Source organism: Holophaga foetida DSM 6591, from assembly GCF_000242615.2.
Lineage (GTDB): Bacteria > Acidobacteriota > Holophagae > Holophagales > Holophagaceae > Holophaga > Holophaga foetida.
Genome location: NZ_KI912268.1, coordinates 2,781,302 through 2,802,257 on the forward strand (window position 1 = coordinate 2,781,302; position 20,956 = coordinate 2,802,257).

Annotated in this window: 18 protein-coding genes; 11 read left to right on the forward strand and 7 right to left on the reverse strand. The window is 64.0% G+C overall.

The window, feature by feature from the left end; all coding sequences use genetic code 11:
• Positions 1 to 28 precede the first annotated feature (28 nt).
• The 4 genes from HOLFODRAFT_RS21075 to purB are packed head-to-tail and all read right to left on the reverse strand — an operon-like array spanning position 29 to position 5,032.
• Complete coding sequence (locus tag HOLFODRAFT_RS21075) at positions 29 to 664, reverse strand: 4Fe-4S dicluster domain-containing protein (RefSeq protein ID WP_005035871.1); 636 nt, start codon at positions 662 to 664, stop codon at positions 29 to 31.
• A 1-nt stretch (position 665) separates the two neighbouring features.
• Positions 666 to 1,487 (reverse strand): hypothetical protein, encoded by an 822-nt coding sequence (locus HOLFODRAFT_RS0212470; protein ID WP_005035873.1) that lies wholly within the window; start codon positions 1,485 to 1,487, stop codon positions 666 to 668.
• Between the two features lie 44 nt (positions 1,488 to 1,531).
• Positions 1,532 to 3,568, reverse strand: a complete 2,037-nt coding sequence (locus tag HOLFODRAFT_RS23225) for a transporter substrate-binding domain-containing protein (RefSeq protein ID WP_005035874.1) — start codon at positions 3,566 to 3,568, stop codon at positions 1,532 to 1,534.
• Between the two features lie 12 nt (positions 3,569 to 3,580).
• Positions 3,581 to 5,032: an adenylosuccinate lyase gene (purB, locus tag HOLFODRAFT_RS0212480; RefSeq protein WP_005035875.1), complete on the reverse strand. Its 1,452-nt coding sequence runs from the start codon at positions 5,030 to 5,032 to the stop codon at positions 3,581 to 3,583.
• Positions 5,033 to 5,160: 128 nt separating this feature from the next.
• Here purB and rpmH point away from each other — a divergent pair, with 128 nt between their 5' ends.
• The 5 genes from rpmH (at position 5,161) to HOLFODRAFT_RS21095 (ending at position 9,132) form a co-directional block, all read left to right on the forward strand.
• Entirely contained in the window at positions 5,161 to 5,295 is a 135-nt protein-coding gene (gene rpmH / locus HOLFODRAFT_RS0212485) for a 50S ribosomal protein L34 (protein WP_005035876.1), read from the forward strand.
• Between the two features lie 7 nt (positions 5,296 to 5,302).
• The gene (locus HOLFODRAFT_RS0212490) at positions 5,303 to 5,665 is read left to right on the forward strand and encodes a ribonuclease P protein component (protein ID WP_158412958.1); all 363 of its coding nucleotides are present in this window, start codon (positions 5,303 to 5,305) and stop codon (positions 5,663 to 5,665) included.
• Positions 5,662 to 7,227 (forward strand): membrane protein insertase YidC, encoded by a 1,566-nt coding sequence (gene yidC / locus HOLFODRAFT_RS23230; protein ID WP_005035878.1) that lies wholly within the window; start codon positions 5,662 to 5,664, stop codon positions 7,225 to 7,227. Before HOLFODRAFT_RS0212490 ends, yidC begins: the two co-directional genes overlap by 4 nt.
• Before the next feature lie 15 nt (positions 7,228 to 7,242).
• Complete coding sequence (locus HOLFODRAFT_RS23235) at positions 7,243 to 7,707, forward strand: R3H domain-containing nucleic acid-binding protein (protein WP_005035879.1); 465 nt, start codon at positions 7,243 to 7,245, stop codon at positions 7,705 to 7,707.
• Between the two features lie 99 nt (positions 7,708 to 7,806).
• A complete protein-coding gene (locus HOLFODRAFT_RS21095; RefSeq protein WP_005035880.1) occupies positions 7,807 to 9,132 on the forward strand; it encodes a GTPase in 1,326 nt (441 codons plus the stop codon).
• Between the two features lie 235 nt (positions 9,133 to 9,367).
• Here the strand turns inward: HOLFODRAFT_RS21095 and HOLFODRAFT_RS0212510 are convergent, their stop codons facing one another.
• Positions 9,368 to 10,516, reverse strand: coding sequence for a DEAD/DEAH box helicase (locus HOLFODRAFT_RS0212510; protein WP_005035881.1), 1,149 nt, complete (start codon positions 10,514 to 10,516; stop codon positions 9,368 to 9,370).
• 145 nt (positions 10,517 to 10,661) lie between these two features.
• On the opposite strand from HOLFODRAFT_RS0212510, the gene HOLFODRAFT_RS0212515 reads away from it, so the two are divergent.
• Positions 10,662 to 11,333, forward strand: a complete 672-nt coding sequence (locus HOLFODRAFT_RS0212515; protein ID WP_005035883.1) for an FKBP-type peptidyl-prolyl cis-trans isomerase — start codon at positions 10,662 to 10,664, stop codon at positions 11,331 to 11,333.
• A 77-nt stretch (positions 11,334 to 11,410) separates the two neighbouring features.
• Here HOLFODRAFT_RS0212515 and HOLFODRAFT_RS0212520 read toward each other — a convergent pair whose 3' ends face one another.
• Entirely contained in the window at positions 11,411 to 13,237 is a 1,827-nt protein-coding gene (locus tag HOLFODRAFT_RS0212520) for a hypothetical protein (RefSeq protein WP_005035884.1), read from the reverse strand.
• Between the two features lie 535 nt (positions 13,238 to 13,772).
• Between HOLFODRAFT_RS0212520 and gatB the strand changes: the two genes are divergently transcribed.
• From gatB to leuS, 5 genes are all read left to right on the forward strand, one after another.
• Positions 13,773 to 15,203, forward strand: coding sequence for an Asp-tRNA(Asn)/Glu-tRNA(Gln) amidotransferase subunit GatB (gene gatB / locus HOLFODRAFT_RS0212525; protein ID WP_005035886.1), 1,431 nt, complete (start codon positions 13,773 to 13,775; stop codon positions 15,201 to 15,203).
• The gene (locus tag HOLFODRAFT_RS0212530) at positions 15,196 to 15,462 is read left to right on the forward strand and encodes a hypothetical protein (RefSeq protein ID WP_026939294.1); all 267 of its coding nucleotides are present in this window, start codon (positions 15,196 to 15,198) and stop codon (positions 15,460 to 15,462) included. The genes gatB and HOLFODRAFT_RS0212530 overlap by 8 nt, the downstream gene beginning before the upstream one ends.
• A gap of 224 nt (positions 15,463 to 15,686) precedes the next feature.
• The gene (locus HOLFODRAFT_RS0212535) at positions 15,687 to 16,916 is read left to right on the forward strand and encodes an AAA family ATPase (protein ID WP_005035890.1); all 1,230 of its coding nucleotides are present in this window, start codon (positions 15,687 to 15,689) and stop codon (positions 16,914 to 16,916) included.
• A 3-nt stretch (positions 16,917 to 16,919) separates the two neighbouring features.
• Entirely contained in the window at positions 16,920 to 17,522 is a 603-nt protein-coding gene (locus HOLFODRAFT_RS0212540; RefSeq protein ID WP_005035891.1) for a DUF4276 family protein, read from the forward strand.
• Between the two features lie 232 nt (positions 17,523 to 17,754).
• A complete protein-coding gene (gene leuS, locus HOLFODRAFT_RS0212545; RefSeq protein ID WP_005035892.1) occupies positions 17,755 to 20,208 on the forward strand; it encodes a leucine--tRNA ligase in 2,454 nt (817 codons plus the stop codon).
• Between the two features lie 135 nt (positions 20,209 to 20,343).
• Here the strand turns inward: leuS and HOLFODRAFT_RS0212550 are convergent, their stop codons facing one another.
• On the reverse strand, positions 20,344 to 20,859 hold the full coding sequence (locus HOLFODRAFT_RS0212550; RefSeq protein WP_005035893.1) for a hypothetical protein: 516 nt from the start codon (positions 20,857 to 20,859) through the stop codon (positions 20,344 to 20,346).
• Positions 20,860 to 20,956: the final 97 nt, after the last annotated feature.

Here is a 20,956-nt window from a genome sequence, read left to right on the forward strand (position 1 = left end):
AGGGCGCGGTTTCGACCGCGCCCTTTCTCTACCTCCTGGGTTCAATCCGGAGAGAGGCCTCGGATGTGGCGCATCCGAAGACGCAGAGGCCGCAGCCCGTGCAGGCTTCTGTGATGACCTGGGGGCGAGGTACCCCGCCTTCCTCTGGTACCACCATGCGGATCGCCTCGTCGGGGTAGGGGCAACGGTCCAGGCATGCCTGGCACTCCAGGGCGGACTCGTCCTGGCTGGCGAAGGTCACACACCGGGACTCCAGCACCACCGCTACGCCCATGTGGACGGCCCTGCGGCCCTCCACCTCCTCCCCCTGGATCATCCGGCGGGGCCAGACCAGGGCCCCTTCAGGGCAGGCCGGGATGCAGGGCAGATCCTCGCAAAGGTAGCAGGGCATGGACCGGGGGCTGATGTAAGGTGTCCCCATGGCCAGGGCGCCACTGGGGGCGGCAGTCAGGATGGAGCCCTGTGGGCAGGCCAGCATGCACCGGTCACACCGGGTGCATGCCGTGAGGAAGGCCAGTTCATCCAGGGCCCCTGGCGGGCGGAGAAGCTTGGGACCGGCGCTGGTGACGGCGTCCTCCACCTGCTCCGCCACAAAACCGGCCACAAGCTTGCCCAGGGACTTGAAGAAGTCCCCGCGACCGTGGGGCTGGTCGAGTCGACTCATCTCAGGCCAGCCCGAGAATCCTCAGGGTGGGCCTCAGGATGCCCCAGAGGATGGGATCGAAGCCCAGGGTGAGGACGCCGGTGCGGCCTTCGGATCCCAGGCTCAGGTGGGCCAGGAGTTCGGCGGTGACAGCTACCTCCCGGGAGCTGGGGGGATGCTCGATCCACTTGACGCCAAGGGGGGCCTCCAGGGCCTTGAGGGAGGCACCTTCGGCGGCCCGGAGGTGGAGGATCAGGATCTCCCCATGGAAGACCGGCACCTTCACCTCCACCAGGTTGCCCCGGGCCGCCTGGGGGATGACCTCGAAGGCCGCGCGGTAGCCCAGTGTCCCGGTGTCGGGGTCGTTGCCCTGGAGCATGTCCACGGACTGCTGCATGAGGCCGTCCAGGCCCTGATCTCCCATGTGGCCCACGGAGCGAAGGTGAGTGCCTGCCACATCGCTGAAATCGCTGACGAGATGGGGCAGGAGGCCCAGGACCTGCTCCAGGGCCGGTCGGGCCCGGTAGGCGGTGTGGCCCTCGACCCACTCGCCCACCAAGGGCATGGGCTCCAGCTTGGGGTTGGAGTCGTGGCGGAGATCCAGGATGCGTCCGGTGAACCCATCCAGCATGGCAGGGTCCTTGGGGGCGTCCGCCAGGATGACGATCTCGATCTCCTCCAGGAGTTCCGGTGTGGGGGCGAAGACGACGAGATCGCCCTCCTCCTCGGCTACGGTGAGGGCCCCGGTCGAGAGGGGCAGCACGGAGCAGTCCTGGGGTTCCAGGGCTCCGACGAGTTCGCGACCCAGAAGGGTCTGGGCACCGATGACGGCAAGTTTCAGCATGGCTTATCCATTAACTATAAATATAATGAAGCTGCTCCCGGCACTCAGGTCGTAGGGGGCGCAGCGGGAAGGAAGACTTTGAAGGTGGAGCCCAGCTCGGGTTGGCTGCTCACAAGGATGGCACCCTTGTGGGCCTTGAGGATACCTTGGACGGCCGAAAGCCCCAGGCCCCGACCCGTGAACTTGGTGGTGAAGAAGGGCTCGAAGATGTGGGGGAGGAGGTCGGCTTCCATGCCGCAGCCGTCATCCTCCACCTGCAGGACGCTGTGCAGGCCGGGTCTCAGGAGCTGTCCCGGGAGGCTCTCCGCCTCCAGCAGTTCTCGGCGGGTGGAGATCCTGAGATTCCCCGGGCGGTCCCCGATGGCTTCAGAGGCGTTGATCACCAGGTTGAGCACCACCTGCTGGATCTGGTGCTCATCGGCCTCCACCAGGGGCAGGGTCTCATCAAGGTCCAGGTGGAAGGCCAGCTTCCGGGAGGTCGTCGCCACAAGAAGGTCCTGCATGGTGGTGATGAGCCTGTTCAGGTCCAGGGGGCGGATGAAGTGAGAGCTCTGCCCCGAGTAGGCCAGCATCTGGTTGGTCAGGTTGGCGGCCAGCCGGATGCTGGTGGCGGCGTCCTGCAGGAAGGCCTGGGCCGGGTGCTTCTCCGGGAGTTCCCAGGAGGCGAGGTCGAGGTTCCCCTGGATGCCCATCAGGTGGTTGTTGAAGTCGTGGGCCACGCCACCGGCCATGACACCGAGGCTCTCAAGGTGCTGGATCTGGGCCAGGGCCTGCTCCAGCCGCTTCCGCTCGGTGATGTCCTCGGAGATGCCCAGGAGCTGGAGGGGCCTACCCTCCGGGTCCCGGATGGGGACCTTCAGGGTCCGCAGCAGGAGCCTTCCCTTGCCGGTGTCCAGGGGCTCCTCTTCGGTGACCCGCAGAATCCCCTGGCCCATGACCTCCTCGTCTGCCTTGCGGAAGGCTTCGGCCTGCTCGGGGGGGAAGTGGTCCCGGTCCCTGGTGCCCAGAAGCTGCGAGGCTGGGGTGCCGGTCATCTCCTCCGCCTTGCGGTTCCAGAGGGAGAATGCGAAGTCGCGGTTGGGGTCCTTGGCGAAAAGCATCAGGGGGAGGGAATCGATCACCGCCTGGAGGAAGTCCTTGCCTGCCTGAAGCTCGCGGGTGTGCTTGAGAACGCGGCGCTGGAGGGTGCGGTTCCAGATGAGGACCGCCGTCAGGATGAGGAGCAGGGCACCGGCCGTGATGGCGAGGGCGGCCAGTGCCTTCCTGGTGCTGGGGGTCGGGTCTTCCAGCTCGCCGAACCACTTGCTGTGTATCTGCTGGTATTCGCCGGTGCGCCGGAGGATGGCAAGACCGGTGTTCAGGCTTGTCAGGAGTTGTATATCCCCTTTGCGTACCGTCAGGCAGAGCTCCCGGGTGAGCACCGGCTGGCCAACGGGCTGGATGTTCGCCACACCCCCCTGGCGGATGAGCATGAGCCCGGTGAGATGGGCCACCAGGGCCGCGTCCTGCCGACCCGCCGCCAGCTGGCGCAGGGCCTCCAGTTCGGACTCCACAGGGACCACGGAGTCCTGGATGCCTTTGGCCAGGAGATGCTCGTGCATCTGGCTGCCGCGCTGCACCAGGATCTTCAGACCCTGGAGCTTTTCCAAGTTCCGGGGAAGGGCGGAGCCACGTCGCATGAAGAGGGAATAGCGGACCTCGATGGGGGGAGTGGCGAAGGCGAAGATCGGCTCACGTTCCGGGGACTTCAGCATGGAGGTGAGGATCTGGATGCGGCCTGCGAGCAAGTCATCCCGCAGGTTCCCCCACACCCCGGGCCGCAGCTCCAGGTTCATCCCCATCACCCGGGCCACGGCACGGATGAGGTCGACGTTGAAGCCAGCGACCTGCCCCTGGGGGGTCAGGAACTCGTAGGGGGGGTAGTCCTGGTCCAGGCCCACCACGAGGCTCTGGGCCTGGGGGTCCGGGGCCTGGCCGTGCAGCGGAGGCGCCGGGAGAAGCAGCAGGAGCAGACAGGCGGTCCAGAACCACCCAAGGGCGGGCTGGAAGGCTGTCCTGCTCCTGCTGGCGGGTTCAGGCATAGGGCCTCGGCTTCAGACGCGTACTTCCGCCGCTTCTGCGGCCTTGTGTCCCTTGAGTGCGGCGGCCACTTCCCGGCCCAGGAAGGCCTTGGCCTGATCCCCGGCGCGGCCGGTGAAGCGCTTGGCGTCGAGCATAGCGGCCAGCTCCTCCTCGGTCATGCGCCAGGCGGGATCGGCTGCCAGGAGCTTGAGGAGGGGATTGGGCCTGCCCTCTTCCTTGATGGCCTTGCCGGCCTCCAGGGCAGCGAGCCGGAACTTCTCGTGGAGATCCTGGCGGTCACCGCCGCGCTTGACGGCCTCCATCAGCAGGACCTCGGCGGCCATGAAGGGGAGTTCCTGGGCCAGCCGGGCCTCGATCATCCTGGGGTAGACCACCAGGGCGGAGGCGACGTTCTTGTAGAGCACCAGGATGGCGTCCACCGCCAGGAGCCCCTGGCTGATGGTGAGGCGGCGGTGGGCGGAGTCGTCCAGGGTGCGCTCCATCCACTGGGTGGCGCTGGTCTGGTAGGTGGAGGGCATGAGGCCCAGGACGAAGCGGGCCAGGCTGTTGATGCGTTCCGAGCGCATGGGGTTGCGCTTGTAGGGCATGGCGCTGGAGCCGATCTGGTTCTTCTCGAAGGGCTCCTCCACCTCTTTCAGGTGCTGGAGAAGGCGCATGTCGCAGGCGAACTTGGAGGCGGAGGCCGCAATGCCGCAAAGGATCTGGCCGATGCGGTCCTCCAGCTTGCGGGTGGCGGTCTGTCCCGAGACGGGGATGGCCGGGAAGCCCACCTTCTGGCAGAAGCGGGCCTCCAGGTCCTCGACCTTGGCGCCGTCGCCCTCGAAGAGCTCCAGGAAGCTGGCCTGGGTCCCGGTGGTGCCCTTGACGCCCCGGACGGGGGTGGTGGCGATGAGGTGGTTCAGGTCCTCCAGGTCCAGGAGCAGATCCTGGAGCCAGAGGGTGGCCCGCTTGCCCACGGTGGTGGGCTGGGCGGACTGGAAGTGGGTGAAGCCCAGGGTGGGCTGGTCGGCCCACTGCTCGGCGAAACCTGCGAGGGCGGCGATGACGTCCTGGAGGCGGGAGCGCAGCAGGGACAGGGCCTCCTGGCAGATCAGGAGGTCACCATTGTCCGTGACGAAGCAGCTGGTGGCCCCCAGGTGGACGATGGGGCGGGCCTTGGGGGCGATGTCGCCCCAGGCGTGGATGGCCGCCATGACATCGTGGCGCAGGGCGGCCTCGTGCTTGGCGATGCTGGGCAGATCCACGGCATCCTGGGTCTGGCGCATTTCTACGATCTGTTCCTCGGTGATGGGAAGACCCAGTTCCCGTTCACTCTCCGCCAGGGCGATCCAGAGACGCCGCCAGACCCTCATGCGGTAGAGGGGGGAGAGCAGCCGCACCATGGCCTTGCTGGCATAGCGGCTGGAAAGGGGGTGCTCGAAGTGCTCCAGTTCGGGCAGATCGGACGGGGGCAGAAAACTCATGTCGACTCCTCAGCGGTCCATTTTCGCACAGGTCACGGGGATGACCTCCTTTGCGGTTGAAAAGAAGAAACTGACTGGTAGAATCATTGGTTCGCCCATCCTGCGAGGAAGGGCCCCTGAGGTGAGCGATGAAGCGTACTTTCCAGCCCAACAACCGACGCCGTGCCAAGACCCACGGATTCCTTTCCCGCATGAAGACCAAGAATGGTCGCCTGGTGCTCAAGCGCCGCCGGGCGAAGGGTCGCCACGTTCTGGCCCTCTAAGCCTTCCGTGAAGGTAGCCGGTCGCTACCGCGTCGTGCGGCACCAGGATCATGCGGTGCCGAAGGATATCCCGCGTCCGGTTTCACCCAAGGGACAGTCTCTGGACATCCGTATCTGGTCCTTCCAGGCGGAGTTGCCCCTGCTCATGGTGACGGCTACCCGCAAGAATGGTCGTGCCGTTCGGCGGAACCAGTTCCGCCGCCGGGTGCGCATGGCCTTTCTCAAGATCCTTCAGGATTGGCCAGGCGGGGGACCCGCTGGTGTGGTCTGGGTGCGTCCCGGGCGCATGGTGGCCAAGAATCAGCTTCCTACATTCCATGAAATCGAAGGCCAGCTCCGGCTGGCCTTAAGCCGTTGGAAAAAACCATGAACAACCGAAATATGGTGGCCTTCGTCGTCAGCATGGTGGTCCTCTTCGGGGCCTATACCTTGGTGATGAAGCGGTTCTATCCTCAGCAGCCCGAGCCCGCGGCCGTGGTCCAGAAGGCGGAGGCTCCTGCCCAGCCCAAGGCCCAGGCTCCGGTGCCTGCGTCCCCGTCTGCTGCGGATCCGCGCCTTGCGGACCCCCGGAACACGGTGACGGTGGAATCCAACGATCTGCGGGTGAGCTTCCGGGCCCAGGATGGCGCCATCCAGCAGGTGGAGTGGAAGGCCGATGGCACCCCCTTCCTGCCCAGTCTGCAGGCAGACGGTTCATCCAAGGACTTCCCCGGCCTCGGCGGCGTTCCCTCGGTGCGCTTCGAGGGCACCCCTGAGATCCAGAGCACCCCCGATGGCAAGGCCATCAGCTTCCGCACCGCCCAGGGGGACCGTCTGGAATACCAGATCCCTGCGAAGGGCTTTGTGCTGGGTGTGAACTGGACCGCCGCCAAGGGCGCTCCCATGAATCTCATCGCCAGGCCCCAGGACGAGAAGGAGGCCCACCGTCTGGGCCGCGTCTTCACCCTGGGTGAGAGCTCCATCACGTCCGTGAACTGGATGGACATGATGAAGGACCCCTTCTTCAGCTTCGTGGGCGCCAAGCGCAAGGTCCTGCCCGATGCCACCAGCCGCGTGGGCATGGATGCCGGTCTTGAGAAGACCGCCAGCCGCCAGGGCACCCACTACTTCGCTGCCATCTGGGAGCTGGGCCAGACCGCCGAGCGGGACCCGCAGATGGGCTACACCGCCCGTCCCGACGCCCAGGGGAAGCTGAGTGCGAAGCTCTTCCTTGGTCCCAAGCAGGCCGAGGCGCTCTCCGGTTTCGGCAAGCCCTACACCAAGGTTCTGGACTTCGGCTTCTTCGGTCTGGTCTCCCAGGTCCTCTTCTGGATCCTGCGCATGATCCAGAGTGTGATCCCCAATTGGGGTTGGGCCATCCTGGTCTTCTCCCTGCTGCTGCGCCTGGTTCTCTGGCCGCTGAATACCAAGACCACCGTCAGCATGATTCGCATGAAGGAGCTGGAACCCCATCAGAAGGCCCTTCAGGCCAAGTATGAGAAGTTCGGCAACGACATGACCAAGAAGGCCGAGATGCAGAAGGAACTGATGGCCTTCTACAAGAAGAACGGCCACAACCCCATGGGCGGATGCCTCCCCATGCTGTGTCAGATGCCGGTATTCCTGGCCCTCTGGTCCATGCTCAACGCCGTTTATGAGCTGCGCCACGCCCACTTCGCACTCTGGCTCACCGACCTCTCCGCCAAGGATCCCTTCTACATCCTGCCCATCCTCCTGGGTGTCACCATGGTGGCCCAGCAGCTCATGACCCCCGCCACCGGTGATGCCATGCAGCGCAAGATGATGCTGTTCATGATGCCCGCCATGATGGTCTTCTTCTTTGCGACCACTCCGGCTGGTCTCTGCCTCTATTACCTGATCTTCAATCTGGTGGGCATGGGCCAGACCTGGTGGCTCACCAAGACCTACAAGTCCAAGCCCATCGTGGTCTGATTTTCGGGAGGAAACATGCGCAAGAACTCCGCAAGCCTTGATGCCCTTCCCGAGCTGGCCACCCGCTGGTGCTCCGACCTGGGACTGAGTGTGGAGGCCCGCTTCGAGCCCTCGGGCGATGACGAGCTCTTCCCCAACCGCCTGGTGCTGGACGGCCCCGACGCCCAATGGCTGGCGGCCAACAAGGGGGCTGGCCTGGACGCTCTCCAGTTCCTGCTCCACGAGGCCCAGGGCCAGCGCGAGGAGTCCAAGCTGGCCTACCTGGATGCCCAGGGTGCCCGCCTCTTCCGCATGAAGGAAGTCAAGGCCATGGCGGGGTTTGCCATCCAGCAGGCCCGCAGCCTGGGCAGCTACCGCTTCTCCAGCCTCACCCCCCGGGAGCGCCGCTGGGTCCACATGGTCGTGGCCCGGGAAGAAGGGCTCAGCACCGAGAGCGAAGGCACCGGCAACATCAAGGCACTGAAGGTGTTCCGGGCCTAGGAAGCAAGGCTCACGCGGAGACGCGGAGGGCGCGGAGAAGAGTGCCTTTTCTCCGCGCCCTCCGCGTCTCCGCGTGAGACCGTTTTTGTTGGTGAAGATGTGACGACCCAGCCCATTGCCGCCCCCGCCACCCCGCTGCTCCCCAGTGCCGTGTCCATCGTTCGGGTGTCGGGGACTGACTTGCATGCCTTTCTGGAGCCCTGGATCTCTCTTCCGGAGCCCCGGCAGGCGGTCCTGCGCTGGCTCTGCTGGGGGGGCTACCGGGAGCGTGCTCTGGTGCTCTTCTTCCCGGGGCCCGGGAGCTACACCGGAGAGGATCTGGTGGAGTTCCAGGTCCATGGGAACCCCCTGCTGGTGCACCGCCTGCTGGAGCATCTGGCCAGCCTGGGGATCCGCTTGGCGGAGCCCGGTGAGTTCACTCGGCGCTCCCTCCTGAATGGGAAACAGGGACTCCTGGAGGCCGAGGCCCTGCGGGACATGATCGCCGCCGCCACCGATACCCAGCTCCGGGAGGCCCAGGCCAGGAGTGGGGGCGTGCCCGCTTGGCTGAGCGCCGCCAGGGCGGCCATCGCCCCCTGGATGGCCCGGGCCGAGGCCGCGGTGGACTATGGCGAGGAGGAGGGCATCGCCCTCGATCTGCCGGAGATGCTCGGCGGGCTGGAACCTTTGCGCAGGGTCTTCCGCGCGGAGCAGGAGCGCTCCCGGGCCGCGGGCTGGCTCCGGGACGGTATCCGCATCGCCCTGGTGGGGCGCCCCAACGCCGGGAAGAGCACCCTCTTCAACAGACTGGCAGGGGAGGACCGGGCCATCGTCACCGAGATCCCAGGCACCACCCGGGATGTGCTGGAGGTGCGCTGCGAGTGGGCGGGCCTGCCCCTCTACCTCTTCGATACGGCGGGGCTGCGGGAGACGGAGGATCCGGTCGAGCGTCTCGGGGTGGCCCGGGTCGCGGCGGTGCTGGAGAAGGTGGACCTCATCCTCCACCTCATCCCGGCCGCGGACCCCGGCCCCGATCCCGAGATCCTGGAGCGCCTCGCCCCCTTCTCGGGGAAGGTCCTGGAGCTGCGGACCTTCGGGGATCAAGGATCGGAATCACGCGGAGGCACGGAGTACGCGGAGAAACGGACCGTGTCTGCCCTGACTGGAGATCTGAGCGTTCTTGAGGAATCCCTGCGTGAGCGCTTCCTTGGCGGCCAGGCCCCCGATGCCTGCCTTGGCGCCCTGGCCAGCCAGCGCCAGCGGGAACTCCTGGACGAGTTGGTGCTCCAGTTGGAGATCCTCTACCAGCTTCCGGACAATCCGCCTCCTGAGATGCCTGCCTCGCTATTGCAGGGGCTCTGGGCCTTGCTGCTGCGCCTCACAGGGGAGGACCGCGCCGAGGCGGCCCTGGATCAGGTGTTTGCGGGATTCTGTCTGGGGAAGTGACGCAAAATACCGTCAAATTTTGCACATTTGGTTATCGGCTTGCTTCCGCCAAGTCGTTCAGGTCTCCGCCATGGGAGAGGATCGGTGAAAAAACAGAATCAGCCGCGGATAAATTAGATACACGCGGATCAAAGAAGTCCACCTGGGCGCCTACCCCTTGCTGAACGCGGGCGGCTTTGCCGTCCGCCCCCGCGTTGCGGGGCAGCCCCAGGTGCCCCGCCCATAGACCATTTCTTTATCCGCGTTTATCCAATTTATCTGCGGCCAACATGCTTTTCTCTTTGGCGATCTTTCGCCCCACCGTCTTCTCAATCAGTCGCAGGTGGGCCTCCTCTTCGGGGCTCACCAGGCTGATGGCGGTGCCATCCAGGCCCGCTCGGCCGGTGCGGCCGATCCGGTGCACATAGTCCCGCGCCGAGCGGGGCAGGTCGTAGTTGATCACGCAGGGAAGGCCGCTCACGTCGATGCCGCGGGAGATGAGGTCGGTGGCCACCAGGACGCGCAGTCTCCCGCTCCTGAACTGCTGCAGGGCCTCGGTGCGGGCCCCCTGGGGCTTGTCGCCATGGATGGCAAGGGCGCGGACGCCGTTGTTGCCCAGCTTGCGCACCACGTTGTCGGCCTTTCTCCCCGAGGAGACGAAAACGAGCACCTGCGCCCAGGCTTCCCGTCCCAGAAGCTCCCGCAGGAAGGGGCCTTTGTCCTCCATGGGGAGGAGGTATGCCCTTTCCGTGATGGAAGCGGTGGGCCTTGGTGCGGTTTCCACCAGGATGTTCTGCGGCGTCCTGAGAAAGGCCTCGATGACCCCCTGGACGGCGGTGTTCATGGTGGCGGAGAAGAGGAGGGTCTGGCGCTTGGCGGGCAGCAACCCCACAAGCTCCTTCATCTCGTCCATGAATCCCAGGTCCAGCATCTTGTCGGCTTCATCGATCACCAGGTGTCGAACCCCACCCAGGCTCAGGGCGTTCCGGCCCACCAGGTCCAGCAGGCGCCCGGGGGTGGCCACCACCATGTCCGCTCCCCCGCGCAGGGCGAGCATCTGAGGGTTCACGGAAACCCCGCCGAAGGCTTTGCGTACCCTCAGGGTGATGGGCAGGTGTTTCGCCAGTTCGAGGGCCCTGTCACTCACCTGCATCGCCAGTTCCCGGGTTGGCACCAGCACCAGGGTCCTGGGTGCCGCCCGAGGAGGGGTCTTTGCCAGCAGGTGAAGGAGGGGAGCCAGGAAGGCAATGGTCTTCCCGGAGCCCGTTTCGGCCTGCACCACCAGATCATGACCTGCGAGCACGGCTGGGATCGCCTGTTCCTGCACCGGGAAGGGGCTTTCAAAGCCCAGGGCGGCAAAGGCGTTTCCAAGCTCGTGGCCGAGGGCGAGATGGGAGAAGGGCATGATCGATCCTTGTGTGGGTTCCCGTGCTCTACATGCTCGCCTATTGTTCGGCTTCCAGCGATTAAAATGACTGTGGCTGGGAGCTTTGTGGACTTTTGAGGCATCTCTGGATCAGATCCCCGGAACCTTTTGTGAAAGAATATTCATGATTACCCATACCCTGCTTGCCCTATCACTTGCCGCCATTTCCTTGCCCGTCGCGAAGGTGAGCACCCAGCAGAAGGCCAGCTACCTCTATGGCCGTCGTCTCCTCCGATCCCTGGACAAGCAGGAGCTCGATGCGGCCATGGTGGCCCAGGGCCTGCTGGACGCCAAGGCCGGAAAGGTCTCGCTGTTCCCCGAGAAGGACACCCAGGCCAGTCTGGATGCCTGGGCCCGAGAGGCTGGCCAGCGCGAGACCTTGAAGCGCGAGGCCCACCTGAAGGCCAACAAGGCCTGGCTCACGGAGAACGCAGGGAAGCCGGGGGTCAGGACCACCGCCAGCGGCCTGCATTACCGGGTGCTGAGCAGCGGTGCGGGGCCCCGCCCCACGGCTACGGATTCGGTGGTGGTGAACTACAGGGGCACCTTCCTCGACGGCAGGGTCTTCGGCTCCAGCGAGAAGCAGGAGGGGCGCACCCCACTGAAGGTGAACCAGGTCATCAAGGGCTGGGCAGAGGCCCTCCAGATGATGCAGGAAGGGGATATCTGGGAGCTCTTCGTCCCCGCCGAGCTGGCCTATGGCAATCAGGCCCCCGCCAACATCGGCCCCGACCAGGTCCTGCTCTACCGGGTCGAGCTTCTGGAGGTCGGGGAGAAGGCCCACGCGAAGCCCTGATCCCCTGTCCTTCATCAGACCATAAAAGAAGCCGGCCCCATCGGGCCGGCTTCGCGGTGATGTGGCGGGTCCAGCGTTTACGAGATGGTCAGCTTGATGTTGCCGGTGTAGGTCCCCGCAACGATGTCAGTCTGGACGCCATCCACGGTCATCGTCACAGCGCCGCCGGTCTGCGCCATGATCTGGCCCGGCGTGGATACGGTCAGCTTGGACAGGTAGGAGGTTCCGGTGAGGGTCCAGGTGCTGTCGAGATCCAGGCTGACCATCACGCCATTGCCTACGACTGCGGAGGGGGTGACGGTCTCTTCGCTGAGGTAGCGGCGGGTGGAGGGGTAGATGTAGCCCCCGGCGGCCACATACTTGTTGGCCTGGGTGCCGGCGGAGATGACCCCGGTGATGTCTGCGTTGGTGAAGGTTAGGTTCAGGTTCTGGTCGCCGGTCCAGCGGGTGTTGTAGAGATCGCCGTTGACCTCCATGTTGCTGAAGGTGGCGTTGACGGTGTCGGAGTTGATCGTGGCGGTGCTGATGGTGTCATCGTGGACCGGGACCACGGTGGGGACCAGGTAGGAGTCCGCCCACATGGTGTCGGTGCCGGGGCCGCCGGTGCCCATGCCCGCGTCATCGCTCTCCATCAGGTGGAAGATGACGCCGGTGTCGCTCACCAGGGTGGCGCCGTCCACCTTGAGGATGGGCTTGGCGACGTTGGAGACATCGCTCTTCACCAGGAACATGGTCTCGCCAGCGTGGAAGACCGTGCCGGACTTGATGTCCACGGTTCCGCCATCGTTCTTGTGCCACATGATGCCGAAGCGATCGGAGTTGGCGGTGGTGTTCCCCAGGACGTTGCCCTGGAAGGTGGCGCCGCAGAGGCCGTCGGCCACGATCAGCACAAAGTCCGGGACATCGAAGGTGCAGTGGGTGTAGGTGTTCTGGACTGCACCGTCGGCGTAGGAGCCGTAGCCGCTGGTGCCCGTGAAGTTGACGGTGGTGTCCTCGGCGGTGAGGGAGGCTCCGGTGGTGCAGCTGTCGGTGGAGAGGGCACCCCAGGACTCGGCGGTGACGCTGCAGTTCTTGTAGGTGACCTGGGCGGCCTCGAGCACGTTGGTGGCGCGGTTGTTGCCGTAGATGCCCAGCAGCCAGGGCACTTCCTTCATCAGGGGCGCGGAGACGCCGGCGGCTTCTTCCGTGGTGGCGCTGTTGCCGACGATGGTGGAGTTCTTGACCGTCATGACCGAGCTGCCGCCACCCCAGATGGCGGTGCGGATGCAGCCATCGGTGGTGATGTTGAGCTTGTCGGCCGTGACGTACGAGGTGCCGGTGCTCATGAGGGCGGCGCCATAGCCGGCGAAGTCGTTGCCGCCATTGCCGCTGAAGTTCATGGTGACGTCGTAGACCGTGTAGGGGTCCGTGGCGGTGCCCGTGGCGCCACCGATCATGATTCCGTTGAAGTAGTCACCCGCGGAGGTGACCGTGCCTCCCGTGGCGTAACTGCCGTTGTAGTCCACGTCGACCAGGGTGGATTCCACCGTCTTGCCCGGGACCACGGCGCCGTCTTCGACATAGAGGCCCATGCGGAAGGGGTGGGTGGTGCCCATGTAGGTAACGTCATGCTCATCGGTGACGTCCAGGACCACGGCCCCGGTGTAGGTCGTTCCGGACACGATGTTCCTTTCCACGCCATCCACGGTCAGGGTCAGGCTCTGGCCGCTGGGGGCAGCCAGGGTCTCATAGGCGCCGACGGTCAGCGAACTGAGGGTCTGGGTGGAACTGATGGTGGTGGTGAAGGGGGTGGTGTCTTGGGTGCTTGTGGAGGAGGACGAGCCGCCGCAGGCCGTGAGGATGAAGAGCAGCGAAAGGGCGCTTCCGAGGGTGGCAAAGCCTGTCAGGTTCTTGGTTCTAATCACTTTGTGCTCCTTGGGTTTGGGTGGGTGCTCATATGGACACCTGTAGAAGGCCTACAGGCGCGGGGTTTCATGCGTTCCGATATCTTTTTGATGTCGCGACACTTGTTTAATGGATTATCGGATCCTGTTCGCCAGGCTAGTTCCTGAAAATTTAAAAATAAGACGAATGGTGTTTTTTGATCGCCAAAACGCATTTTTACGGGGGTCGTATGGTTGTTTGTGGAAGGGTAATGTTGCCGTATCCGAGTCGGACTGTTGGCTATATTTGCGGAGCAATGTATTTGTATATGCAATGAGTGTGACGACAACTTTAATTTTGATTTCTTCAAACAAATAAATTGTTATTTTGTATTATTATTGATGTGTCTGATTGATTTTGGAGCCCATCCTGGCCGTTCCTGGATGGCTCTCCGATAGCGTTTCACGCTGCTTGGGGGCCAGCAGGGCTGAGTTCGCTCCTTCGACGTGAGAGCGTCTGGGACTGCTCCGCGATCCTGCACGGGCTTTGGCATACACTTCTTTCCAGGGAGTCTCCATGAAGCCTGGGTTCGAAGCAGTCATCGGTCTTGAGGTCCACGTCCAGCTGCTGACGCGGTCCAAGATGTTCTGCGCCTGCCGCAACGAGTACGGGGGTAAGCCCAATAGCCATACCTGTCCGGTCTGCCTGGCTCTGCCCGGAGCCCTGCCGGTAATGAACGGCGAGGCCGTCCGCATGGCCATCGCCTTCGGCTTGGCGGTCCACGGAGAGATCCGGGAGGCCAGCCCCTTCTACCGCAAGCAGTACTTCTATCCCGACCTCCCCAAGGGCTACCAGATCACCCAGGGGCCGGTCGCCATTGTGGAGGAGGGGTGGTTGGAGATCTCCGGGAAGAAGGTGCGCATCGAGCGGGCCCACCTGGAAGAGGACTCCGGCAAGAGCAGCCACGAGCTGAGCGAAACGAGCTCCCATGTGGATCTCAACCGCGCCGGTGTGCCGCTCCTGGAAATCGTCGGCGGGCCGGATCTCCGTAGTCCCCAGGAGGCCTACGACTACCTCAAGACCATGCACCACCTGGTGACCTATCTGGGGATTTGCGACGGCAACATGGAGGAGGGGAGCCTCCGCTGCGACGCCAACGTTTCGGTGCGCCGGGAGGGAGAGAGCGCCTTCGGTACCCGCGTGGAGGTGAAGAACCTCAACTCCTTCCGCAATGTGAAGCTGGCTCTGGAATACGAGATCGAGCGCCAGATCGAGCTGGTGGAGCGGGGCGAGGCCTTCGGCCAGGAGACCCGAGGATGGGACGCAGACAAGGGGGAGACCCGGTCCCAGCGGAGCAAGGAGGCGGCCATGGATTACCGCTACTTCCCCGAGCCCGACCTGCCGACCCTGAGGGTGACCCCCGAGGAGATCGAGGCTGTGCGGGCCTCCATGCTGGAGTTGCCCGAGGCCCGCCGGGCCCGTTTCATCGAGACCTTCGGCCTCACGGACTACGAGGCCGGGATGCTCCTCCAGAGCCGGGCCTTCGCGGACTACTTCGAGGCCCTGGCCCAGGCTTCCGGCAGCGGCAAGCAGGCCTGCAACTGGATGCTGGGGGAACTGAGCCGCACCCTCAACGGCAGGAACATTGGCATCGAGGCCCTGGGCCTGCACCCGGAGGCCCTGGGGGAGCTGATCCGGCTGGTGGAGGCCAGGACCATCAACCTCAATACCGCCAAGGAATCTGTCTTCCCGGCCCTCCTGGCGGGGGAGGGGAGCGCTGCCCAGATCGTGGAAGCCAAGGGCCTGGCCCAGGTCTCGGATCTCGGCGCCATCCAGGCCCTGGTGGAGGGCGTGCTGGCGGCCCACCCCGAACAGCTGGCTCAGTTGAAGGGCGGCAACGTCAAGCTCCGAGGCTTCCTGGTGGGCCAGATCATGAAACAGGGCAAGGGCAAGGTGAATCCCCAGCTGGTCAACGAGGTGTTGGATGCGTCCCTCGCCCATGGTTGAGCCCCGGCGGCAGCCCCGGAACCGGATCGTCCCCCACGACTGCTTCCGTCAGGTCTACCTTGGCCAGCTCAGCGATCCCATCTACCCCCCCCACCCCGCACCACCGGAGGTGGAGTTCGATGAGCTGACCCGGGCGGCCCTGGCGGATCCGGACGCCCAGCACCTGGAGATGGCACCCACGGCCCCCACCTTCTGGCGCTTTCTGGCCATCATGCTCTTTGCTTTGGTGGCGCTGGGGGTCGTGTTCATTCTGAAGTGAGCTGGGAGAGGCACCTCGGGGCTGTTTGACAGAAAATGTCCGCCTGTCGGGTGCATGCTATAAAAGGTCATGAGAAGAGGGTCCGTAAATGGTCAAGTTTAGCATCTACGATGGTTTGAAGATTCCCGTTTCAGGTGATTCAGAAGGGTCCCCTCCGCAGCTACATTAAGGGAGGAATATCCATTGAGGACATTGCTAAATCTTGAGGGAAAGGGCATCTGATCATGGCTGACCGTCGAAAGCTATCCTCCCCTCGCATCGAGGGCCTGACGGTGCGGAACTACCGCGCCTTGGCAAATGTGACGTTTACCAACTTGCGCCCACTAACGGTTTTGTTGGGTCCGAACGGAAGTGGGAAGAGCACAGTTTTCGATGTCTTCGCCTTTTTATCAGAAGCTTTTGGCTCCGGATTGCGGAAGGCATGGGATCGCCGTGGGCGATTCAAGGAGTTGCGCAGTCGAGGGTGTGAAGGACCCATTGAGTTTGAAATTCGTTACCGGGAAAAGCACTCCGATCCGATCATTACCTATCACCTGAGCGTAGACGAGAGCCCCAGGGGGCCAGTCGTTGCTGCTGAGTGGCTCCAGTGGCGTCGTGGGGCAAGCGGGAAACCCTTCCGCTTCTTGGACTTCACGGAAGGAAAGGGAGAGGTGATCTCTGGAGATGCACCTGAGTCCCAGGACAAAAGAATCAAGGAAGAACTTGATTCCCCTGAGGCCCTGGCCGTGAATGCCCTGGGCCAACTCGCCAAGCATCCTCGCGTGGCTGCGCTCAGGCGCTTTATTACGGGGTGGAGTCTCTCCTACTTGACGGCGGATCACACCCGAACCATCCCGGAGGCTGGGCCGCAGGAGCACCTGTCCCAGACCGGCGACAACCTAGCCAACGTCATTCAGTATCTCCGGGAGCAGCATCCCGACCTGCTAAAGGAAATTCTTGGCAGACTCAAGCAGCGGGTTCCCCGGATGGATCGCGTCGACGCCGACCTTATGGGGGACGGCAGGCTGCTGCTCTTGCTGAAGGACGCACCCTTCGACCGCCCTATCCTGGCCAAGTGGGCCTCGGACGGAACACTCAAGATGTTGGCCTATCTTGTAGCGCTCTACGACCCCGCGCCGCCTGCATTGCTGGGGCTGGAGGAACCCGAGAACCATCTCCATCCTCGCCTCCTCTATGAACTGGCGGAGGAGTGCCGGGAGGCTTCCGGGGGCAGCCAGCTCATCGTGACCTCTCATAGCCCTTTTTTCCTGAACGCCATGAGGCCGGAAGAAGTCTGGGTGCTCAACCGGAACGCCAAGGGCTACACAGAGGCATTCCGGGCGGATGAGCTGATGGGAATCCCTGAGCATGTCTCCGCCGGGGGCAAGCTCGGTCAGCTGTGGATGGAGGGATTCTTTGGAGTTGGGGATCCCACGCGACCGGACCTCACCCCACTCAAGGTCAGGAAGGGGTGAGCCATGCATGTGGAATTCCTTCTTGAGGAGCCTTCTGCAGAGGCGGCCTTGGGCTTGCTTCTCCCGAAGTTGCTTCCCGCTGGTACACGGTTTGAACTCCGGAATCTCCACGATAAAGGCAACCTGCTAAGCAACCTCCAGAATCGCCTTCGAGGCTTGGCATCCCAGCAGATTCCCGACTTACGGATTGTTGTGCTTGTCGATCGTGATGATAGCTCCTGTCAGTTATTGAAGCAGAAGCTGGAGGATACTGCGGCGGCGGTGGGTCTTCCCACGAAGTCGTCAGCCAATGGAGGATCGTTTGTGGTGCTGAACCGCATCGCGATCGAGGAACTGGAGGCATGGTTTTTCGGTGATGTCGAGGCTCTCCGTGCTGCCTACCCAAAGGTCCCTGCCACCCTGGGAAGCCAAGCCCGGTATCGAGATCCTGATGCGATTGTTGGTGGAACATGGGAAGCACTTGAACGCGTGCTCCAGGGCAAGGGCTATCACCGCGGCGGGCTTCAGAAGATCAAAGCTGCCAAGGAGATCGCGGCCCATATGGACCCCGCTCGGAACCGCTCCAGGAGCTTTCGGGTATTCATGGAAGGACTTGCCGCCTTATGAACGCTCCCGAAACCCCTACGATGTAAGGCTCTGTGCCCCATGCCATCTCCGAGGCTGTTTCCGTATCCTCCCGACAGGCAGGATGGGGTGGCTCTGACAGTGCTTGAGTCGGCGGAGGCCATTGCCGGAGACCTGGACTGAGTGGGGTTCTGGGGATTCGGGCCGCTGTACGCGATGCCCCCCGCGCTAAACTGATGGTTTGAAACTTTGGCCGATGCGCTCTGGAGTAGTCATGCCCTTCGATCCCCTGCAGCAGGAAACCCAGATCCAGTCCCGCTGGATGGATGCTCGCGCCTTTGCGTCCCCCTCTGCGGCGGCGCTGTCCGAGCAGGCGAAGAAGTTCTACATGCTGGTGATGCTGCCCTATCCCAGCGGCCGCATCCACATGGGGCACGTGCGCAACTACACCCTGGGGGATGTGGTGGCCCGTTTCCGCCGCATGAAGGGCTATCACGTCATGCACCCGCTGGGGTGGGACTCCTTTGGCATGCCTGCTGAGAATGCGGCCATCAAGAACAACATCCACCCCGCCGTCTGGACCCGGGCCAACATCCAGGAGATGAAGGGCCAGATCCAGAAGATGGGCATCAGCTACGACTGGGAGCGGGAGATCGCCACCTTCCAGGAGGACTACTACCGTTGGAACCAGTGGCTCTTTCTCAAGATGTGGGAGCGCGGTGACGTCTTCCGGGCCCACCGCAACGTGAACTGGTGCGAGGAGCTGGGCACGGTGCTGGCCAACGAGCAGGTGGTGGACGGCAAGGACGAGCGCACGGGCTTCCCCGTGGTGCAGAAGCCCATGGAACAGTATTTCTACGCCATCTCCAAGTACTCCCAGGAGCTGCTGGACGGCCACGATCAGCTGGACTGGCCCGAGAACGTCAAGGCCATGCAGCGCCACTGGATCGGCCGCAGCGAGGGGGCCCGCCTGAGCTTCGACCTGACGAGCGGCGACACCATCCAGGTCTTCACCACCCGCCTCGACACCCTCTTCGGCGTGAGCTTCATGGCCCTCTCCACGGAGCATCCTGTCATCGAAGAGGCTGCGAAGACGGACCCCGCCCTCAAGGCCTTCTGCGACCAGGTGGCGGGCATGAGCCGGGAGGACCGCCTGATGTCCGACATCAAGCTGGGCCACCGCTCCGCCATCGAGGCCATCCACCCCTTCACCGGGGAGAAGGTGCCGGTCTTCGCCGCCAACTACGTCCTGATGGACTACGGCACCGGCGCCGTCATGGGCGTCCCCGTCCACGACGAGCGGGACCACGCCTTCGCCGTGAAATACGGGGTACCCATCCTGCAGGTCATCGCCCCCACGGACGGTCACGAAATCAAGGCCGACGAGTGCTTCGCCGATGACGGCGTGCTCATCAACAGCGGTGAGTTCACGGGCATGACCACGGATGCCGCTGTGAAAGCCATGGTTGAGTCGCTCGGCGCGGCACGCGCCGAGCAGGCCATCACCTTCAAGCTCAAGGACTGGGGCCTCTCCCGCCAGCGCTATTGGGGCACCCCCATTCCCACCATCCACTGCCCTGTCTGCGGTGTGGTGCCTGAGAAGGCTGAGAACCTGCCGGTGCGCCTGCCGGAGGATGTGGAATTCCACGGCCGGGGCGCCAGCCCCCTGACCACCTCCCGGGCCTTCCTGGACTGCACCTGCCCCCAGTGTGGCGCGGCGGCCACCCGGGAAACGGACACCATGGACACCTTCGTGGACTCCAGCTGGTACTGGATGCGCTACCTGGATCCCAAGAACGACCAAGCCCCCTTTGCGAAGGCCGAGGCGGACGCCTGGATGCCCGTGGACCTCTACATCGGGGGCATCGAGCATGCCACCATGCACCTCATCTACGCCCGCTACTTCTTCAAGGTCCTGCGGGACCTGGGGCTGGCCAGCGGGGACGAGCCCTTCAAGAAGCTGATCTGCCAGGGCATGGTGCTCAAAGACGGCTTCAAGATGTCCAAATCCAAGGGCAACATCGTGGACCCCGATGCGGTCATCGCCAAGTACGGTGCGGACGCCCTGCGCCTCTTCATGATCTTCGCGGCCCCCATCGAGAAGGAGATCGACTGGACCGGCTTCGAGGGCATCGAGGGCGCCACCCGCTTCCTCAAGCGGGTCACCCGCATGGTGGACGAGCACACCGTCTGCGGTGAGGCCCTGCCCGCCAAGGAACAGCTCTCCAAGGAAGAGAAGGAGCTGCTGCGCAAGCTGCACCTCATGATCCACCGCATCACCGACGACCTGGAGACCCGCTACTCCTTCAACACCCTGGTCTCGGGCCTCATGGAACTGGCCAACGCTCTCGCGGACCTGCCCGCCGACGCCCCCCACCGCGGGCCCGTGATGCAGCACGCCCTCAGCGCCTTCGTGCGCCTCCTCTCCCCGGCGGCTCCCCACTTGGCAGAGCAGCTCTGGGAGCAGCTGGGCGGCACGGGCTTCTGCATGCACGCCACCTGGCCCGAGGCCCAGGAGGCCTACATGAGCAGTGAGGAGGTCACGGTGGTGGTGCAGGTCAATGGCAAGGTCCGGGGCCGAGTCACCCTCAGCCCCAATGCCACCGATGACGAGCGCCGCGCCGCCGCCCTGGCCTGCCCCGAGGCCCAGCCCCACCTGGTTGGCAAGGAGGTGGTGAAGGTCGTCATCCCCCCCGGCGGGAAGCTCATCAGCGTGGTGGTGAAGTAGGCAAGGTTTCCGGCAACCGGGACTGGATAGAGGGCCTGGGTTGGTTCCCAGGCCCTTTTGATGGGGCTCAGCGGATGGCGACATTCCTGAATACAGCTTGGTCTTCCTGGCTGTCGAGGGAGATCATGGCAAGGCCTACATCTGAGGCGGTACCAAGCTGGCCTTCGCCTTCCATGGCTTCCACACGGACAGCAGGGCGGCGAAGACGATGGTCAGTGCCTGGGCGGTGCCCCAGATGGCCAGCATGTCCTGGCTGTGCTGGTAGGCGGCGTTCCCGAAGGAGGCGATGCCTTGGGTCCTGGAGATCTCCGGCAGGCTGTTGAGCCAGGGGCCCAGCCAGAAGGTGCCGAAGATGACCCCGAAGAGGTTGATGACCCACTTGAGAGCGATCCAGCGGTGCTTGATCCAGCCCCAGTGGGTGAAGACCGAATAGACCAGCCCCGTCAGGAGGCAGCCCATGGCTCCGGGGATGATGATGAGGTCGTCCACGAACTTCTTGGCCAGGTTGGTGCCGTAGAGGGCCTGGCCGTCCTGGGCGTGGAGGAAGAAGTTCATGAGGACCACTGTGACGGCCCCGCCCACCCAGAGGGCTGCGAAGAAGAGGTGGACGCACTTGAGCCACTTCTGGCCGTTGGGTGTCAGGATCTTCATGCCGGCCTCCAGTGCGGAACCTGGGGATATCCTGCCCCAGCCTTGAGCTGACGTCAAAAGAGTCAACGCAGAGGGCGCGGAGAAAAGATGCGAGGGC